Below are 17,006 nucleotides of genomic sequence, written 5' to 3' on the forward strand. Positions count from 1 at the left end.
CGGTCAGGGATTGAAAGTCATTGCCACGGACCTCTCTGAGGTTGAATCCGCCATTTGCGAGGTGAGCAATGGGCACTGTACTACCAGCACTTGCACCACAAACCCTGTACGTCACTATCCGTCGTGATGAACTGCGCACATTAAAAGAAGAGCGCGAGCAGTTGCAGAAAAAAGTGGCTCATTTGAGCTCGATGCTGCAGCAATCGCAGTTATCCGCCCCCGGCAAGATGCTTCAAGCCTGACCGCAACTGTATCATTCTTCAAAACGCCTCAGGGCAAGTCCGATAATCCGGCTTGCCCACCTGACCTGCCCTTCTGCTGGTCCCCGCCATCTGTTCCGTCTTCCGACCCGTTCGGCCTGCACCTGAACGATCAAAAAAGCCACCCTGGCGACTCGGCTCTCTACAGTGCCTTCTGCCAGAACATGGCACGCCCCGTTTCAGGGCTCAACTGATAGTTGTCGAAACCGAGCTTTCTGTACGCACCCTGTGCGACCTCATTGCCTTCCAGAACCTCAAGCGTCAGCTTGCAGCAGCCACGCTGGCGTGCAATCTCCTCGACCTTGAGCAACATTTTCTGGCTGATACCGAGGCCACGGTATTGCGAGAGCACCGCGACGTCATGAATGTTGACCAGTGGACGACACGCAAAGGTTGAAAACCCCTCGAAGCAGTTGACCAGCCCCACCGGCTCTCCCGAAATGAATGCCAGAACGCTGAACGCATACGGACGCTTCGCGAGTTCGATTGCCAACTGCTGACGGGTGTCGTTCGACAGAGGCCGTCCTGCACCCATGGCATCCATCGAATACTCGTTCAAAACGAACCCGATCGCATCCGCGTGCACAGGATTGGTGTAACTCGCTTGCAGTACCAGTACCTCGGGGGCTTCCATTTCCATCCTCGTCAATTCGATCAGAGTGATTCAGTGAAATCAGTCAAAGGGTAATGCCTCAGGCCAGCGTCAAGGCCGGGACTTGTGGCCTGATTCTATCCTGCCCTGCGCCAAAATGTTCCAGCGAAGATGTAGGGATTTTCTCGTCGCGCCCGAAGATTGACCGCTACACGCCCCGGGAAAAGGCATTCTGCACCGTTGCTGCCCATCACAGCCCGACACCAGCGCTATTTAGTGATGAAAACCAAGCGCCTGGGCGCGATTGTCCAACGATCCGACGGCCGGTAACGCCCCCTCGGGACGTAGAAAAAAGCGGTAAAAAAGCGCAGCGACAGCCGGGCTGCCACCTGCAGCCTGCCACCACACGGGGCGTCGAAGCCTGTGCCAGACATTCGCAAATAAAAAAGTCGAAACTTCTCCAAAACCGCCGGGTCAGCTGATTAGAGCATCTATGCTATTGGCTGACATCCGGTAATGGCGACATCACACCGCTTTGTCACTATGCATGGTCCAAACGGGTATCGATCTTGCGTAGTGCACGTATGTGTACCCGGCCATAGGAAATGGCCAATAAAAATCAAGTGATGCACCAAGACTGTTTTAAGGGGAAAAATTGATGATTAGCGCCGCTGTGAAAACCCAGAAGGGAGAGAGTTTTAACCAGCCTGTCGGCGAGCTGACTCATCTGCCGGTGTTCTCTACCAAGAGCGTTCCTGTGCTGCAAATGCCAACGTCGACTGTCCAGCCTCAGCCGACCATGTCCCAGGTCAACAGACGCAAAGTGTTGTTCGTGACCTCCGAACTGGCCGATCTGGTGAAAACCGGTGGGCTGGGCGATGTGTCTGCCGCACTGCCGCGAGCCATGCGTCACCTGCACGACGTTCGAGTACTGATTCCAGGTTATCCGCAGGTCATTAACAGCGGTAATCCGATCCATATCATCAGCCAGCTGGGCGGGCATGCAGCACTGCCACCTTGCAAGGTCGGTCGCATGGACATGAAAGATGGCCTGGTGATCTACGTGCTGATCTGCCCGGAGCTTTACGAGCGCGAAGGCACCCCTTACGCCGACAGCAACGGTCGCGACTGGTCTGATAACCATATTCGTTTTGCCCGCCTGGGCCTGGCAGCCGCCGAGTTCGCCGCCGGCGAAGTAAAGAGCCAGTGGTGCCCCGAGCTGGTTCACGCCCATGACTGGCCAGCCGGCCTGGCGCCTGCGTACATGCGCTGGCGCGGGCAGTCCACGCCCAGCATCTTCACTGTTCACAACCTAGCCTATCAAGGCACGGTAAGCACAGCCTCGAGCCGTGAGCTGGGTATCCCGGACTCCGCCATTACCCCTGAGGGCATGGAGTTCTACGGCCAGCTGTCGTTCATCAAGGCGGGTATGGCGTTCGCCAGCCACATCACCACCGTCAGCGCCACCTACGCTCGGGAAATCACCACCCCGGAGTTCGGCTGCGGCCTGGAAGGCTTCCTGCAAAGCAAGGCCAACAAGGGCCAGCTCAGCGGCATCCCCAACGGCATTGACGAAAGCTGGGATGCGGCCACCGACGAACACCTGATCTGCCACTTTGCGCCCAACGAATGGACGCGCAAGGAAATCAACGCTGACTATGTGCGTGAGCTGTTCGAACTGGACGCCTCGACCGGGCCGCTATTCGCGGTGGTATCGCGCCTTGTGTATCAGAAAGGTCTTGACCTGACGATCGGCGTCGCCGAGCACATCGTCAACAATGGCGGGCAGATCGCAATCATCGGCCGCGGTGAACCGGAGGAAGAAGAGGCCATGCGCGAGTTGGCTGCCCGCTTCCCCGGACGTGTCGGCGTGCGCATCGGCTTCAACGAAACCGACGCACGACGCATGTTCGCCGGCAGCGATTTCCTGCTGATGCCGTCCCGCTATGAGCCGTGCGGGCTTAGCCAGATGTACGCGCAACGCTTCGGCTCGTTGCCTGTCGCACGCAATACCGGCGGCCTGGCCGATACGATCGAAGACGGTGTCACTGGCTTCCTGTTCAATGAATCGACAGTCGAAAGCTACACCCAGGCACTGGATCGCGCCTTCCAGGTCTTCGCCCATCCGGAGCTGCTCAACGCCATGCGCTGCCGTGCCATGGCGGCTCCCTTCAACTGGCATCAGGCAGTAGAGCCCTACGCAGATCTCTATCGCGACCTGTTGAAGAAAAACGTGAGCGTTTCCAGCAACTACTAGGTTAAGGATTTAATGGATGCCACTGCGTACAGACGATAACTGGCGCCACGGCGCCGTTTTGTTGGACCCTGAACACACCCGGTTTGCCCTCTGGGCACCGGATGCCTCATTCGTGAATGTCGAACTGCAGGATGGCCAGTCGCTGGCCATGCTGCCGCAGTCCGACGGCTGGTTCGTACTTGAGGCCCGCTGCAAGGCGGGTACCCGCTACCGCTTCAGGATCGACCACGAGCTGGACGTTCCTGATCCCGCCTCCCGGGCACAGGTTGATGATGTTCACTCTGAAAGCCTCGTAGTCGACCCTCACGCTTATTCATGGCAGAACACTGCATGGAACGGTCGTCCGTGGCATGAAGCAGTGATCTATGAGCTGCACGTGGGCGCCATGGGTGGCTACGCCGGGGTGGAAAAGCACCTGCCGCGACTTGCCCGACTGGGCGTTACCGCGATCGAGCTGATGCCGCTTGCGCAGTTCCCCGGTGATCGCAACTGGGGCTACGATGGCGTTCTGCATTATGCTCCGCAATCGTCCTACGGCACGCCTGAACAGCTCAAGCACCTGATCGACACCGCTCACGGTCTTGGCCTGATGGTTATCCTGGACGTGGTGTACAACCACTTCGGCCCGGACGGCAACTATCTGGGCAGTTATGCCAAGGAGTTTTTCCGCAGCGACCTGCACACCCCGTGGGGCGATGCGATCGACTTCAGACGTCCGCAGGTGCGCGACTTTTTTGTCGACAATGCCCTGATGTGGCTCCTTGAGTACCGCTTCGACGGCCTGCGCATGGACGCTGTTCACGCCATTCGCGACAAGACCTTCCTGCCGGAGTTCGCGGAGCGGGTTCGTAGCCGCATTGAACCCGGCAGACACGTGTGGCTGAACCTGGAGAACGAGTTCAACCAGGCCAGCCTTCTGGAAAAAGGTTTCGATGCACAGTGGGACGACGACGGGCACAACACCCTCCACGTGCTGCTGACCGGTGAAACCGACGCCTACTATTCCGACTTCGCCAAAGAGCCGACGCAAAAACTTGCGCGCCTGCTCAGCGAGGGGTTTGTCTATCAAGGCGAACCGACGCGCCACGGGCATACGCGAGGCGAGCCAAGTGCGCACCTGCCGCCGTCGGCTTTTGTGTTGTTTCTGCAGAACCATGATCAGATCGGCAACCGCGCACTCGGTGAACGCTTGCCGCAACTCTGTGCGCCTGCGGCATTGAAAGCCGCCACCGCCCTGCTGCTGCTTTCACCGATGATTCCGCTGATGTTCATGGGCGATGAATGGGCGGCCAGCGAGCCGTTTCTGTTCTTCACCAGCCACCACGGCGAACTGGCCGATGCGGTACGCGAAGGACGTCGCAAGGAGTTCGCTGATTTCGCCGCGTTCGCCGACCCGGAAAAGCGCGAGCACATTCCTGATCCGAACGACATCAAGACGTTCGAAGCCTCACGCCCGGCATTTTCCGCAGTCGATCTCGACACCGACATAGGTCAGGATCATCGCAGCTGGCTGGAGTTCTACACGCAGTTGCTGGCTTTACGGCATCAGGAAATCATGCCACGCCTGCAGGGCGCACGCTTCCTGAGTACCGATACTCTCGGCGACAAGGCGGTCAGCGCGCGCTGGACGCTGGGCGATGGCAGCGAACTGCGTATCGACCTCAATCTCAGCGAGCATGCGGTCGATGCGCCGCCACAAACGGGTGCCCGCGAGATATTCTCCAGCGCCGAAAAATCGTCCGAACTTTCCCCACCCGGCACCCTCAATGCTTACACGGCCATTGTCAGCCTGAAAGCGAGTGATGTTCTGGAGGAACAGGATGAACAATGAGCAACTGGAGAGGCTTGCGACCGAGGCAGGATTGTCGGTGCACTGGGTCGATGCCAACGCTCGGCCGCAGACCGTCAGCCCTGATGTGCTGCGCAAGGTACTGGAGGCGCTGGGCTATCCTGCTGAAAACGGCGAGGCTATCGATGCCAGCCTGCTGCGCCTGCAAAAAGCCAGTCACGGTGCCAGTGCCCCGCCACTGCTGACGGTTGATGTGGAAAGCAACCTGGACCTGTCTCAGTGGTTTGCTCCACAGACGCCATTCACGCTACACCTCGAAGACGGTTCTTCGCTGGATGCCAGACTCACCTCGAATGCAGAGCTCCCGGCACTGGCCCCGCCCGGCTATCAACAGCTGGAAATTGCCGGCCAGCACCTGACCATCGCGGTCGCGCCGAAAACCTGCTTCAGCATGGCAATGGCTACCGATACCTCGAAGCCGCACGGCTGGGGGTTGACCGCTCAGCTTTACAGCTTGCGCCGCGAAGGTGATGGCGGCTTTGGTGACACAGAAGCACTGGAGAAGGTCTTGCGCTCTGCTGGCGAGCGAGGTGCCGACGCGTTGGGCATCAGCCCGATCCACGCCATGTTCGCCAACGACCCTCACCGTTACAGTCCTTATTCCCCTTCCAGCAGGCTGTTCCTCAACAGTCTGTATGCGTCGCCGGGTGCGATTCTCGGTGAAAGTGCGTGGCGTCAAGCAATCGAAGACGCGCGTGTCGGCGACGAGATGAAGCGCCTTGAAACACAGACGCTGATCGACTGGCCAGCTGCGGCCAACGCCAAATGGAAAGCGCTTCACGCGCTTTACGAAGGCTTCAGTGCGGGTGATCACCCGCTGCACGAAGACTTCAACAGCTTCCGCCACAGCGGTGGCGAAGCGCTGGAAAATCACTGCCGCTTCGAGGCGCTGTGTGCCGAGTCCGAAACGCTGAACATCGGCAACAACTGGCATGAATGGCCGGAGCAGTTCAAAGACCCTCGCAGTGACGCAGTCGCAGCATTTGCCAAAAGCCATCGCGAGCAAATCAGCTTTCACGCCTTCGCCCAATGGCTCATAGCCCGTGGTCTCGAACGCGCACAGGTTGCAGCACGCAGCAGCGGCATGCGCGTCGGCCTGATTGCCGATCTGGCAGTGGGTGCCGACGGTGCCGGAAGCCAGGCCTGGAGCCGCCAGGACGAGTTGCTGTCGGCCCTGACCGTCGGCGCCCCCCCTGACATTCTCAACCGTGCCGGCCAGAGCTGGGGGATTTCCGCGTTTTCGCCGGACGGCCTCAAGCGTAATGGTTTTCGTGCGTTCATCGAGATGCTGCGGGCCAACTTTGCCCATGCCGGCGGGTTGCGTATCGACCATGTCATGGGCTTGCAGCGCCTCTGGGTCATCCCGCAAGGGGCACCTCCGAGCGAAGGCGCTTACTTGAATTTCCCGCTGGATGACATGCTTCGCCTGCTGAGTCTGGAATCCTGGCGACACAAGGCGATCGTGCTGGGTGAAGACCTCGGTACGGTGCCAGAAGGCTTGAGCGAAAAACTCAGCGCCAGAGCGATTCTCGGGATGCGCGTACTGCTGTTCGAACAGAACAATGGTCAGTTCAAGCCGATTCTCGACTGGTCGGATCAAGCGCTGGCGACCACCAGTACCCACGACCTGCCTACCCTCGCAGGCTGGCTCAGCGAACTGGATATCGAATGGAATGCGCGCCTCGGCCACATTGACGAACAGCATGAATCGCAGTGGCGCGAAGAGCGCACCCGGGAATATGAAAGCCTGCGACGTGCCTTGAGCCAGAATATCGACAGTCTGCCCTCCGAGACTGAAGACCCGGCCCAGATCATCGACGCGAGCATCAGCTACCTGGGTCATACACGTGCGCCACTGGTACTGCTGCCGATAGAAGACGCGCTGGGTGTCGAGGAGCAGGCCAACCTGCCCGGCACCATTGACAGTCACCCCAACTGGCGCAGACGTCTTCCCGGCGATGCGGCCTCTCTGCTTGATAACCCGAATGCTGCTCGACGACTGGAATTACTCTCCCGATCCCGGCTGCAGGCTACGGAGCGTGATCAATGACCCGTCCATTACAACCGTTGCGCGCCACCCAGCGCCTGCAATTCCACAAGGATTTCACCCTCGACGACGCCGTACCGCTGGTGCCCTACTTCGCCAGTCTGGGTATCAGCCACCTCTACGCGTCGCCACTGCTCAAAGCGCGTGCCGGTTCGATGCACGGCTATGACGTGGTCGACCCGACGGTCATCAACCCGGAACTGGGCGGCGAACCTGCCCTGCTGCGCCTGGTCGAGACCTTGCGCGAGCACGGCATGGGCCTGATTCTCGATATCGTGTCCAACCACATGGCGGTCGGTGGTGCCGACAACCCATGGTGGCTGGACCTGCTGGAATGGGGCCGTCGCAGTCCGTATGCAGAGTTCTTCGACATTCAGTGGAATTCGCCCGACCCGCTGCTGGAGGGGCAATTGTTGCTGCCATTCCTGAGCAGCGACTACGGCACGGTATTGCAGGCTGGCGAAATCCCGCTGCGTTTCGATGCCGAGCGCGGTTCGTTCTACATCGAACACTACCAGCATCATTTTCCGATCTGCCCACTGACCTACGACTCGCTGTTGCAGACCGTGGACCAGCCGCAATTGAAGGACATGGCCCAGCGTTTCAACGCACTGGCGCAGTTCCCGCAAGCCTATGAGCGCGCACGCCAGGCCAGGGCCGAGTTGGCCGGGCTGGCCAAGGACCCGCAGGTGCTCAAGGGTATCGAGCAGATCCTCGCGCATTTCGATTCCAGCATGCCGGAAGGCTTCCAGCGCCTGCACCAGTTGCTGGAGCGCCAGCACTATCGTCTGGCCAGCTGGCGCACCGCCGGCGATGACATCAACTGGCGGCGTTTCTTCGACATTAACGAGCTGGGCGGCCTGCGTGTCGAGCGGCCACAGGTATTCGAGGCCACTCACGGGAAAATATTTCAGCTGATTGCCGACGGCCTGGTCGACGGGCTGCGTATCGATCACATCGATGGACTGGCCGACCCGCGCGGCTACGGTCGCAAGCTGCATCGTCGGGTCAAAGGCCTGCTCAAGCTGCGCCCCGAGCATGCGCAGATCGATCATCTGCCGATCTTCGTCGAGAAAATCCTCGGCCCCGACGAGCCGCTGCGTAAAGACTGGAGCGTTGACGGCACGACAGGTTACGAGTTCATGAACCAGGTGTCATTGCTGCAGCATGACCCTAAGGGCGAAGAGCCTCTGGGTGAGCTGTGGAGCCGCCTGACAGAACGTACCGCTGACTTCGATCAGGAAGTGCTGGTGGCCCGTGATCTGGTCTTGCACGGCACGCTGGCGGGCGATTTCGAGAACGTTGCCCAATCGTTGCTGCAGGTTGCTCGCAGTGATTTGATGAGCCGCGACCTCACTCTGGGTGCGATTCGCCGTGCCCTGCTCGCCTTGATCGTCAACTTCCCGATTTATCGCACCTATATCTCGGTGTGCGGCCGCTCGGCGCAGGACGACAAATATTTCCAGCAGGCAATGGAAGGCGCGCGCGCGACCCTGAACGAAGGCGACTGGCAGGTGCTGGATTATCTGGCACGCTGGCTGGGTGGCGAACCGTGGCGAAAACTGCCACGCGGCCCCCTGCGCAAGCTCTACAAGAATGCCTGCGTACGCTTCCAGCAACTGACCTCCCCGGTTGCCGCCAAGTCCGTCGAGGACACCTCGTTCTACCGCTCTGCCGTGCTGCTGTCGCGCAATGATGTGGGTTTCCATCCTCAGCACTTCAGTGCGCCGGTGGAAGACTTCCATCAGGTCTGCCTGCAGCGTCTGGAGAAGTTTCCAGACAACCTGCTGACCACCGCAACGCACGATCACAAGCGTGGCGAAGATACGCGTACGCGCCTCGCGGTCCTGAGTGAATGCGCCCCGTGGTACGCCGAACAGGTGGAGCGCTGGAGACAGTTGGCAATGCCACTCAAGGGTGACGAGCCGACGATCAGCGCGGGCGACGAACTGATGCTTTATCAGGCCCTGCTGGGCAGCTGGCCGCTGAGCCTGGAAGGCGAACAAGCCCACCAGGAATACGCCAAGCGCATGGTGCAGTGGCAAGAGAAGGCCCTGCGCGAAGCCAAGCTGCAAAGTAGCTGGAGTGCACCGAATCAGCCCTACGAAACCGCTTGCCGCGAATTTCTGGAGCGTTTGCTGCTGGCACCGGAAGCCCTGGCGTTGCGCCAATCCCTTAGTGCGACAGCCAACCGTATTGGCACCGCCGGCGCGCTCAACAGTCTGGCGCAAACCTTGCTACGCTTGAGCGTACCCGGTGTTCCCGACTTGTATCAGGGCACCGAGTTCTGGGACTTCAGCCTCGTGGATCCGGACAACCGCCGCCCGGTTGACTACGCTGCCCGGAAACAGGCCCTGGCGGAAGATGCAAGCGTTACCGACCTGCTGACCGACTGGAAAGACGGGCGCATCAAGCAGGCACTGATCGCGAAGGTCTTGAACCTGCGTGCCGAACATCCGGGACTGTTCAGCGAGGGCAGTTATCAACCTCTGGAAATAAAGGGCAGCCACGCCGAACAGGTGATGGCCTTTGCCCGGGAGACACACGGAGTGCGCGCTATCATCGTAGTACCACGCACATGCAGTGAACTATTGGGTACTGCGCAAACTCCATTGATTAATGCTGCCAATTGGGGCGACACGCGGATCATGCTGCCGTTTGCCGACTCCGGTTCTGACTGGAAGGGACTCTTTTCTGACGTTGTCGTGACGAGTGATCGGGAAGTACCGCTCAGTGCAGCGCTTGAAAGATTTTCCGTCAATTTGCTTATTCAAACTATGTAATAGCTGGGAGTCTCAAGATGAGTGCCGACGAAAAAAGAATTCGCGAATTTGCTTACCAAATCTGGGAATCGGAGGGCAAACCTTCCGGTCACGACGAGCGTCACTGGGAAATGGCGCGCAAGCTGGCCGAGGCCGAAGCGCTGGCGCCGAACAAGTCCGGTGTGCGCAAATCGACCAAGCCCAAGCTGCCTGAGGTAGACAGCGCCAAGGCGCCTGCCAAGGGCGCAGCCAAGCCCGCTGCAAAATCGGCGCCTGCGCCAAAGCCTGCTGGTGAAGCCAAGCCCAAGCCTGCACCCAAGGCGGCTGCCAAACCTGCTCCCAAGGCCAAGCCCGCTGCAGCCGCTGCAACCGACGCTCCTGCCAAAGAGGCGCCCGCCAAACCTGCTCCCAAGAAGCCGCGTAAGCCGTCGAATTCTTGAAACTCTTCTGGCCGCGCACCGGTCAATTATTGCAGGTCTCGCTCTGACCAGAGATGAGGCCTGCTACACCCCCTTAGATTATCGTCAGTATCGGAGCCCGCGGCTTCGATAGCGGCCTTGGCCGCTCAGAAAATCATTCGACGTCAGGAAGTCACCATGAATACGAAGTCCACTACACCGGCAGAAGATAATTCAGCCCCGCTAGACAACCCTGGCAGTACCCCGTCTCGCATTCGTGAAGGACTTCCCTTTCCTCTCGGTGCAAGCTGGGATGGCCTGGGCGTCAACTTCGCCCTGTTCTCGGCAAACGCCACCAAGGTAGAGCTGTGCCTGTTCGACTCCACTGGCGAAATCGAACTGGAACGCATCGAACTTCCGGAATACACCGACGAGATTTACCACGGCTATCTGCCGGATGCGCACCCGGGCCAGATCTACGGCTATCGCGTGTACGGCCCGTACGATCCGAAGAATGGTCATCGTTTCAACCACAACAAGCTGCTGATCGACCCGTACGCCAAGCAACTGGTCGGCGAACTGAAGTGGTCGGAAGCGCTGTTCGGTTACACCATCGGCCATCCTGACGGCGACCTGAGCTTCGACGAGCGCGACAGCGCCCCTTTCGTACCGAAAAGCAAGGTGATCGACGAGGCCTACACCTGGGGCCGTGATCAGCGCGTTGGCACGCCTTGGGACAAAACGATTTTCTACGAAACCCACGTACGCGGCATCACCATGCGTCACCCTGAGGTGGCCGAAGAGCTGCGCGGCACGTTTGCCGGTCTCGGATCAGCGCCGGTCGTCGAGCACATTCGCAAGCTGGGGGTGACCTCCGTCGAGCTGCTGCCGATTCATGCCTTCGTCAACGACCAGCATTTGCTGCAGAAGGGTATGACCAACTACTGGGGCTACAACAGCATCGCGTTCTTCGCCCCTGACCCGCGTTATCTGGCGAGCGGCAAGATTGCCGAGTTCAAGGAGATGGTTGCGCACCTGCACCACGCCGGGCTCGAGGTCATCCTCGATGTGGTCTACAACCACACCGCTGAAGGCAACGAGTTGGGCCCTACCCTGTCGATGCGTGGTATCGACAACGCCTCGTACTACCGCCTGATGCCGGACGACAAGCGCTACTACATCAACGACTCGGGCACTGGCAACACCCTCGACCTGAGCCACCCTTGCGTATTGCAAATGGTCACCGACTCGCTGCGCTACTGGGCTTCGGAAATGCACGTCGACGGCTTCCGCTTCGACCTGGCGACCATTCTGGGCCGCTACCACGATGGTTTCGACGAGCGCCACAGCTTCCTGGTCGCCTGCCGTCAGGATCCGGTGCTGCGTCAGGTCAAACTGGTCGCCGAGCCGTGGGACTGCGGTCCGGGCGGCTACCAGGTGGGCGGTTTCCCACCAGGCTGGATGGAATGGAACGACAAGTTCCGCGATACGGTTCGTGCCTTCTGGAAAGGCGACGAAGCTCAACTGGCCGACTTCGCTGCACGCATGACCGCGTCCGGCAACATGTTCAACCAGCGCGGCCGTCGTCCGCAGGCATCCGTGAACTTCATCACTGCGCACGATGGTTTTACGCTGCATGACCTGGTGTCGTACAACGACAAGCACAACGAAGCTAACGACGAAAACAACCAGGATGGCAGCAACAACAACCTGTCCTGGAACCATGGCGTCGAAGGTCCGACCGAAGATCCGGAAATCAACAGCCTGCGTCTGCGCCAGATGCGTAACTTCTTCGCCACCCTGCTGCTGGCACAAGGCACGCCGATGATTGTTGCGGGCGACGAGTTCGCGCGCACTCAGCACGGCAACAACAATGCCTACTGCCAGGACAGCGAGATTGGCTGGATCAACTGGGATCTGGACGAAGATGGCGAAGCGCTGCTCAAGTTCGTCACCCGCGTGATCAAGCTGCGTCAGACCTACCCGATCCTGCGTCGCAGCCGCTTCCTGGTAGGCGACTACAACGAAGAGATCGGCGTCAAGGACGTCACCTGGCTTGCTCCGGATGGCAACGAGATGAGTGTTGAGCAGTGGCACGATGCCAATGGCCGTTGCCTGGGCATGCTGATGGATGGTCGCGCACAGGAAACCGGCATCCGTCGCGCGGGTGCCGACGCCACGCTGTTACTGGTGGTCAACGCGCATCACGACGGCGTCAACTTCACCCTGCCGGAAGTGCCTGAAGGTACCCATTACGAGTGCCTGATCGACACCAATCAGGATGATGCACGCAGCAAGGAGCACTTTGCGTTCGGTTCGCAATACACCGTAACGCCGCGTTCCCTGCTGCTGTTCGAACTGAAGCGTGAAGACCAGCAATGATTGATGCCTTGAGTGAGTTCCTCGACTGGCGCAAGCACGGTTATGCCGATACGCGTGCGCTGGGCGAGTGCTTACAGGCATTGGTCAATGAAGGTCTGGATCAGCTTCCCCTGCCTGCCCGCGGTCAGACACTTGAGCGCTGGCGGGCGCTGGCCTGTGTTGCAGGCCACGACCTGGGGTTGTGCAAGTTGTACGAGGGGCACACAGACGCCTTGGCGATCATGGCCGAACTGGGTGCCCCGCCCCCCGAACAATTCAGCACCTGGGGCATGTGGGCGGCAGAGCCGCCGCAGGCACGGGTGAATATCAGCGGCGCAGGTGATGCCTTGCGCCTGCACGGCCGCAAGGCATGGTGCTCAGGCGCTTCGGCATTGAGCCATGCGTTGATCACGGCATGGGACGCCGATCATCGCCAGCAGCTGGTTGCAGTACGCCTTGACCAGCCCGGCGTACACATGACCAGCGACGGTTGGCGCGCAGTGGGCATGGGTGCGACCGGCAGCATTGATGTGGTCTTCGACAACGCCATCGGTCAAGCGATCGGTGCGCCTGGTGGCTATCTCGACAGACCTGGCTTCTGGCAGGGCGGCATCGGCATCGCGGCCTGTTGGTACGGTGCATCACGCGCCATTGCGCAGCGCCTGCTGGCCCATGTCGGCAAGCGCGAAGAGCCGCACGCCCTCGCGCACCTCGGCGCTGCGGACGTAGCGCTGCACGCCGCAATCGATGTGTTGCGCGCCGCTGCCACGCACCTGGATCAGGCCCCGACCGACAATGCCGAAGTGCTTGCCAGACGCTGCCGTGCTTATGTAGAGCAAGCCGCCGACCTGGTGATCCAGCATGTGGGCCGGGCCGTCGGCGCCGGGCCTTATTGCAAAGACCCGCACTTTGCCCGGCTGATCACCGATCTGCCGGTTTTCCTGCGTCAGAGCCACGCCGAACAGGACCTGGCGGCATTGGGCCAGTTGGCCGGCAAGGCGTTGCCCGCTGCACGGACGTGGTCACTATGAGAGCGTATCGAACATGAGTGAAGGGTTCGTAGTGAGTGATGACGAGTCCGGCCAGGGTACTTCCCTCGCCGCCTGGAATGCTTCGACCAGGCTGCACGGCCTGCCTGTGATCACCGCTGACCTGCTGGTGCCGACCAATTGCCGAGCCGTGATCATCGCCCCGCACCCGGATGATGAAGTATTGGCCTGTGGCGGTCTGATGAGCCAGTTGGCACAACTGGAACGCAATCTGTTACTGATCTCGGTCACCGATGGTACAGCCAGCCATCCAGGCTCCACGCTCTGGCCCGTCGATCGTCTGTCCAAAGCCCGACCTGAGGAAAGTGCCGAAGCCTTGAATCGCCTCGGCATACCTGCCGAGCGCCTTGAGTGGTTGCGTGGTGGCCTTCAGGACGGCGCCGTGGCCGCAGCGGAAGATCAGCTGGTGACTTTTCTTGAACAGCATCTGGGCCCTGCCGACGTGGTGTTCGCCACCTGGGCAGAAGATGGCCACAGCGACCATGAAGCGGTCGGCAGAGCCAGTGCCAAGGCCTGCGCGTCAACCGGAGCACAGTTCCACGAAGTGCCGGTCTGGGCCTGGCACTGGGCTGACCCTGAAGACCAGCGTCTGCCGTGGGACAGAGCGCGCAAGCTGCTGCTCGATCCGGTGACGCTGGCCCATAAACGCAATGCCGCCCAGGCGTTCACCAGTCAGTTGCAGGGTGATCCGGCCATCGGTCTTTCCCCGGTTTTGCCGGACACAGTGCTGGAAAGGCTGCTGCAGCCCTTTGAAGTGGTGTTCACATGAGCGTCGAGGACAGTTATTTCAATGAGCTGTTTCTCAACAACGATGACCCGTGGGCATTCAAGCAACGCTGGTATGAACGGCGCAAGCGCGCCCTGACCCTGGCGGCCCTGCCCCGCGAACGCTACCGCTCGATATTCGAGCCCGGCTGTGCCAACGGCGAACTCAGTGCCGACCTTGCCGGGCGCTGCGATGCACTGGTGTGCTGCGACACCTCGAATCTGGCGGTGGATCTGGCACGCAAGCGTCTGGCCGACCAGCCCCATGTCCGAGTGTTGCAGGCGCGTTTGCCGCAGCAATGGCCGCAGGGCGAATTCGACCTGATCGTCTTCAGCGAGATAGGTTATTACCTGGACGCCGACGACCTGCACGGCCTGATCGACCGCGCACTGGCGGCCCTGACACCGGACGGCCAGTTGCTCGCCTGTCACTGGCGGCCCGATATCGAAGGCTGCCCGCTGAACGCCGAGGCGGTTCACGACATCCTTGCTGCACGCTTGTCCATGCACCGACTTTTCAGTCATCACGAACAGGATTTCCTGCTGGACCTGTGGAGTCGTGATGGAACATCCGTAGCAGAACAGGAATTCTCCGATGATCGGCATTCTGATCCCGGTGCACAATGAAGAGCAGTTACTCGACTTGTGTCTCGAAACGATAAAGCAGGCGGCTGCACACCCCGACCTCAAGGGCGAATGCGTGGAAGTGCTGGTGGTTCTCGACAGCTGCACCGATCGCTCGGCGGAGATCGCACGGGCGCATGGCGTGATGATTCTCGAAGTGTCGGCGCGCAACGTGGGCCAGGCTCGGGCACAGGGCGCGGAGTTTCTTCTCGACCGGGGCGCACGCTGGCTGGCGTGTACCGATGGCGACAGTACCGTGGCCAACGACTGGCTTGCCGAACAGCTGGCGCTGGATGCCGACGCGGTGTGCGGAACGGTGACGCCCGGCGACTGGAGCAAGGACATCTCGGCGGCCGCACAGGCCGCTTACCTGCAGCATTATCAGCACCGTGACGGCCACCGACACATTCATGGTGCCAACCTGGGCGTCAGCTCGATTGCGTATATCAGCGCCGGTGGATTTCCGGCACTGCCCTGCCACGAGGACGTGCACCTGGTTCGGCAACTGGAATTGATCGGTGCGCGGATTGCCTGGAGCTGCCGCCCGAAGGTCACAACCAGCACCCGCCTCGACTCGAAAGCCAGGGGCGGGTTCGGCGATTTTCTGAGTTCGCTGAATGCCTGAACGGCGTGTTTACTGATGATGCGCCGTCTGCATGCCTGAACGGTCATCGTCTGCGGAATTGAGCGCCGCACTGAAGAAGCGCACCGCTTCGGCACTCAGGTTACGGTGAATATCCTCGCGGTCCACGCCGTCAGGGTCATTGCACAGCAACGGCGCACTCGCGCGCTGCTCATCACTGCACGGTGCCATGAAGACAAAGTGCCCTGCGCCGGCGAGTAACTTGTAGTCGGGTGGCTGCGGCAGCTTGCGCGCCAGCGCCTCTGCGTTTCGGTCGATCGCCAGCAACTGATCGTCATCCCCCGCGTACATCAGTACCGGCACGTGCACATCACCCAGCGTATGACGGCCGAACATCAGACTCAACGGGGCCATCAACATCAATGCGCCGACCCGCGGATCCGCCTGAGCGTGAAGGTCATCACGGTCCGCGACCAGTTCGCCCTGCGTCTTGCACGCATCACGGTCTGTCGGGCGCTCGGCGCAGTACTGACGCAGACGCTGCAGATCAGGTTGTGCGCCGGCGAGAATCAGCGCGGTTTCGCCACCGGCCGAATAACCGATCACGCCCACTTGCCGGGCATTGAGATAGGGGGCCAGCAAGGGGTCGAGCAAGGCCGTGCTGATCGCTTCGGAAATCTGCAGCGGTCGCCCGTACAGGTTACTCAGGCTGCCGAGACGGCTGTGATCGCGATCATTGTCGCCAGGATGGACCACGGCAACCACCACAAACCCCTGGCGGGCCAGCGAAGTGGCCAGGTCATGCAGTGCCAGCGGGGTACCGGTGTTGCCGTGCGACAGCAACAACAAGGGGAAACGGCCCATTGCGATGGGCGCTTCTTCACCGGCCTCGACACGGTAACCATGAAGCATGCTCACTTGCTCGGCGGCGGTCGACGGGTAAAAGGCGATGGCCTCGACCGGCTGGGAATCCAGCGGATCAGGGAAACTCAACTGGTGATAACCCGCGCTCCAGGATTCATCCGCCTGAGCGTGCACCGAAACAAGGCTATCGAGCAGGAAAACCAGCATCACTGCACAAAGACGTACCATGGCAAGGCCCAACCTTTGCAAATCCGGAACTTCGTCCAGACAATCCATCAAGCGCTTGTGTCGAGCATCATGCTCCAGCGCGCCGTTCCCACCCAGATATGAGTGTTGAAAACAGAAATAGTGCACAAGCCGGGCCATAAACTGCCCGTTGTTTTTTCGCGAGGGCGAATATTTCCGCCAGCCTGACAAGCAGTGCGCGAAAACCCTAGTTTAGTCCCCTAAGAACCCCGCTACCTGTAAGAAAGCTGTCAAGGTTGTATCCCGTCAACGCGCCGCTCACTGCAGCCCATCGCCACGAATCAGAAACAAAAAAACTCCACAACCCGGCAGCAATCCCGCGCAGGTTGTGGAGTTTTGTGCAGAGCGC

At 60.3% G+C, this 17,006-nt stretch carries 13 protein-coding genes; 11 read left to right on the forward strand and 2 right to left on the reverse strand.

Annotated features, from left to right (window positions below):
* Positions 1-68 precede the first annotated feature (68 nt).
* Positions 69-242 carry a DUF6026 family protein gene (locus KUIN1_RS15140; protein ID WP_003400675.1) on the forward strand — a complete coding sequence of 58 codons (174 nt, stop codon included), beginning with the start codon at positions 69-71 and terminating at the stop codon, positions 240-242.
* A 160-nt stretch (positions 243-402) separates the two neighbouring features.
* On the opposite strand, the gene KUIN1_RS15145 is transcribed toward KUIN1_RS15140, so the two are convergent.
* Positions 403-894, reverse strand: coding sequence for a GNAT family N-acetyltransferase (locus tag KUIN1_RS15145; RefSeq protein ID WP_003400653.1), 492 nt, complete (start codon positions 892-894; stop codon positions 403-405).
* A gap of 616 nt (positions 895-1,510) precedes the next feature.
* Between KUIN1_RS15145 and glgA the strand changes: the two genes are divergently transcribed.
* From glgA to KUIN1_RS15195, 10 genes are all read left to right on the forward strand, one after another.
* Positions 1,511-3,109 (forward strand): glycogen synthase GlgA, encoded by a 1,599-nt coding sequence (gene glgA, locus KUIN1_RS15150; protein ID WP_011268137.1) that lies wholly within the window; start codon positions 1,511-1,513, stop codon positions 3,107-3,109.
* A gap of 16 nt (positions 3,110-3,125) precedes the next feature.
* Positions 3,126-4,940 (forward strand): malto-oligosyltrehalose trehalohydrolase, encoded by a 1,815-nt coding sequence (gene treZ / locus KUIN1_RS15155; RefSeq protein ID WP_024641514.1) that lies wholly within the window; start codon positions 3,126-3,128, stop codon positions 4,938-4,940.
* Positions 4,930-7,008: a 4-alpha-glucanotransferase gene (malQ, locus tag KUIN1_RS15160; protein WP_024641515.1), complete on the forward strand. Its 2,079-nt coding sequence runs from the start codon at positions 4,930-4,932 to the stop codon at positions 7,006-7,008. The genes treZ and malQ overlap by 11 nt, the downstream gene beginning before the upstream one ends.
* On the forward strand, positions 7,005-9,788 hold the full coding sequence (locus KUIN1_RS15165; protein ID WP_152092099.1) for a malto-oligosyltrehalose synthase: 2,784 nt from the start codon (positions 7,005-7,007) through the stop codon (positions 9,786-9,788). Before malQ ends, KUIN1_RS15165 begins: the two co-directional genes overlap by 4 nt.
* 17 nt (positions 9,789-9,805) lie before the next feature.
* A complete protein-coding gene (locus tag KUIN1_RS15170) occupies positions 9,806-10,207 on the forward strand; it encodes a DUF2934 domain-containing protein (protein WP_011268141.1) in 402 nt (133 codons plus the stop codon).
* A gap of 156 nt (positions 10,208-10,363) precedes the next feature.
* Positions 10,364-12,547: a glycogen debranching protein GlgX gene (glgX, locus tag KUIN1_RS15175; RefSeq protein WP_011268142.1), complete on the forward strand. Its 2,184-nt coding sequence runs from the start codon at positions 10,364-10,366 to the stop codon at positions 12,545-12,547.
* On the forward strand, positions 12,544-13,557 hold the full coding sequence (locus tag KUIN1_RS15180; protein WP_011268143.1) for an acyl-CoA dehydrogenase family protein: 1,014 nt from the start codon (positions 12,544-12,546) through the stop codon (positions 13,555-13,557). Before glgX ends, KUIN1_RS15180 begins: the two co-directional genes overlap by 4 nt.
* Positions 13,558-13,570: 13 nt before the next feature.
* Positions 13,571-14,344 (forward strand): PIG-L deacetylase family protein, encoded by a 774-nt coding sequence (locus KUIN1_RS15185; RefSeq protein WP_152092100.1) that lies wholly within the window; start codon positions 13,571-13,573, stop codon positions 14,342-14,344.
* Positions 14,341-14,967, forward strand: coding sequence for an SAM-dependent methyltransferase (locus KUIN1_RS15190; protein WP_060409404.1), 627 nt, complete (start codon positions 14,341-14,343; stop codon positions 14,965-14,967). The genes KUIN1_RS15185 and KUIN1_RS15190 overlap by 4 nt, the downstream gene beginning before the upstream one ends.
* Positions 14,936-15,589 (forward strand): glycosyltransferase, encoded by a 654-nt coding sequence (locus tag KUIN1_RS15195; RefSeq protein ID WP_003400627.1) that lies wholly within the window; start codon positions 14,936-14,938, stop codon positions 15,587-15,589. The genes KUIN1_RS15190 and KUIN1_RS15195 overlap by 32 nt, the downstream gene beginning before the upstream one ends.
* A 9-nt stretch (positions 15,590-15,598) precedes the next feature.
* On the opposite strand, the gene KUIN1_RS15200 is transcribed toward KUIN1_RS15195, so the two are convergent.
* Positions 15,599-16,639, reverse strand: a complete 1,041-nt coding sequence (locus KUIN1_RS15200) for an alpha/beta hydrolase family protein (protein WP_011268147.1) — start codon at positions 16,637-16,639, stop codon at positions 15,599-15,601.
* Positions 16,640-17,006: the final 367 nt, after the last annotated feature.

It is taken from the genome of Pseudomonas sp. KUIN-1 (assembly GCF_009176725.1).
Lineage (GTDB): Bacteria > Pseudomonadota > Gammaproteobacteria > Pseudomonadales > Pseudomonadaceae > Aquipseudomonas > Aquipseudomonas fragariae.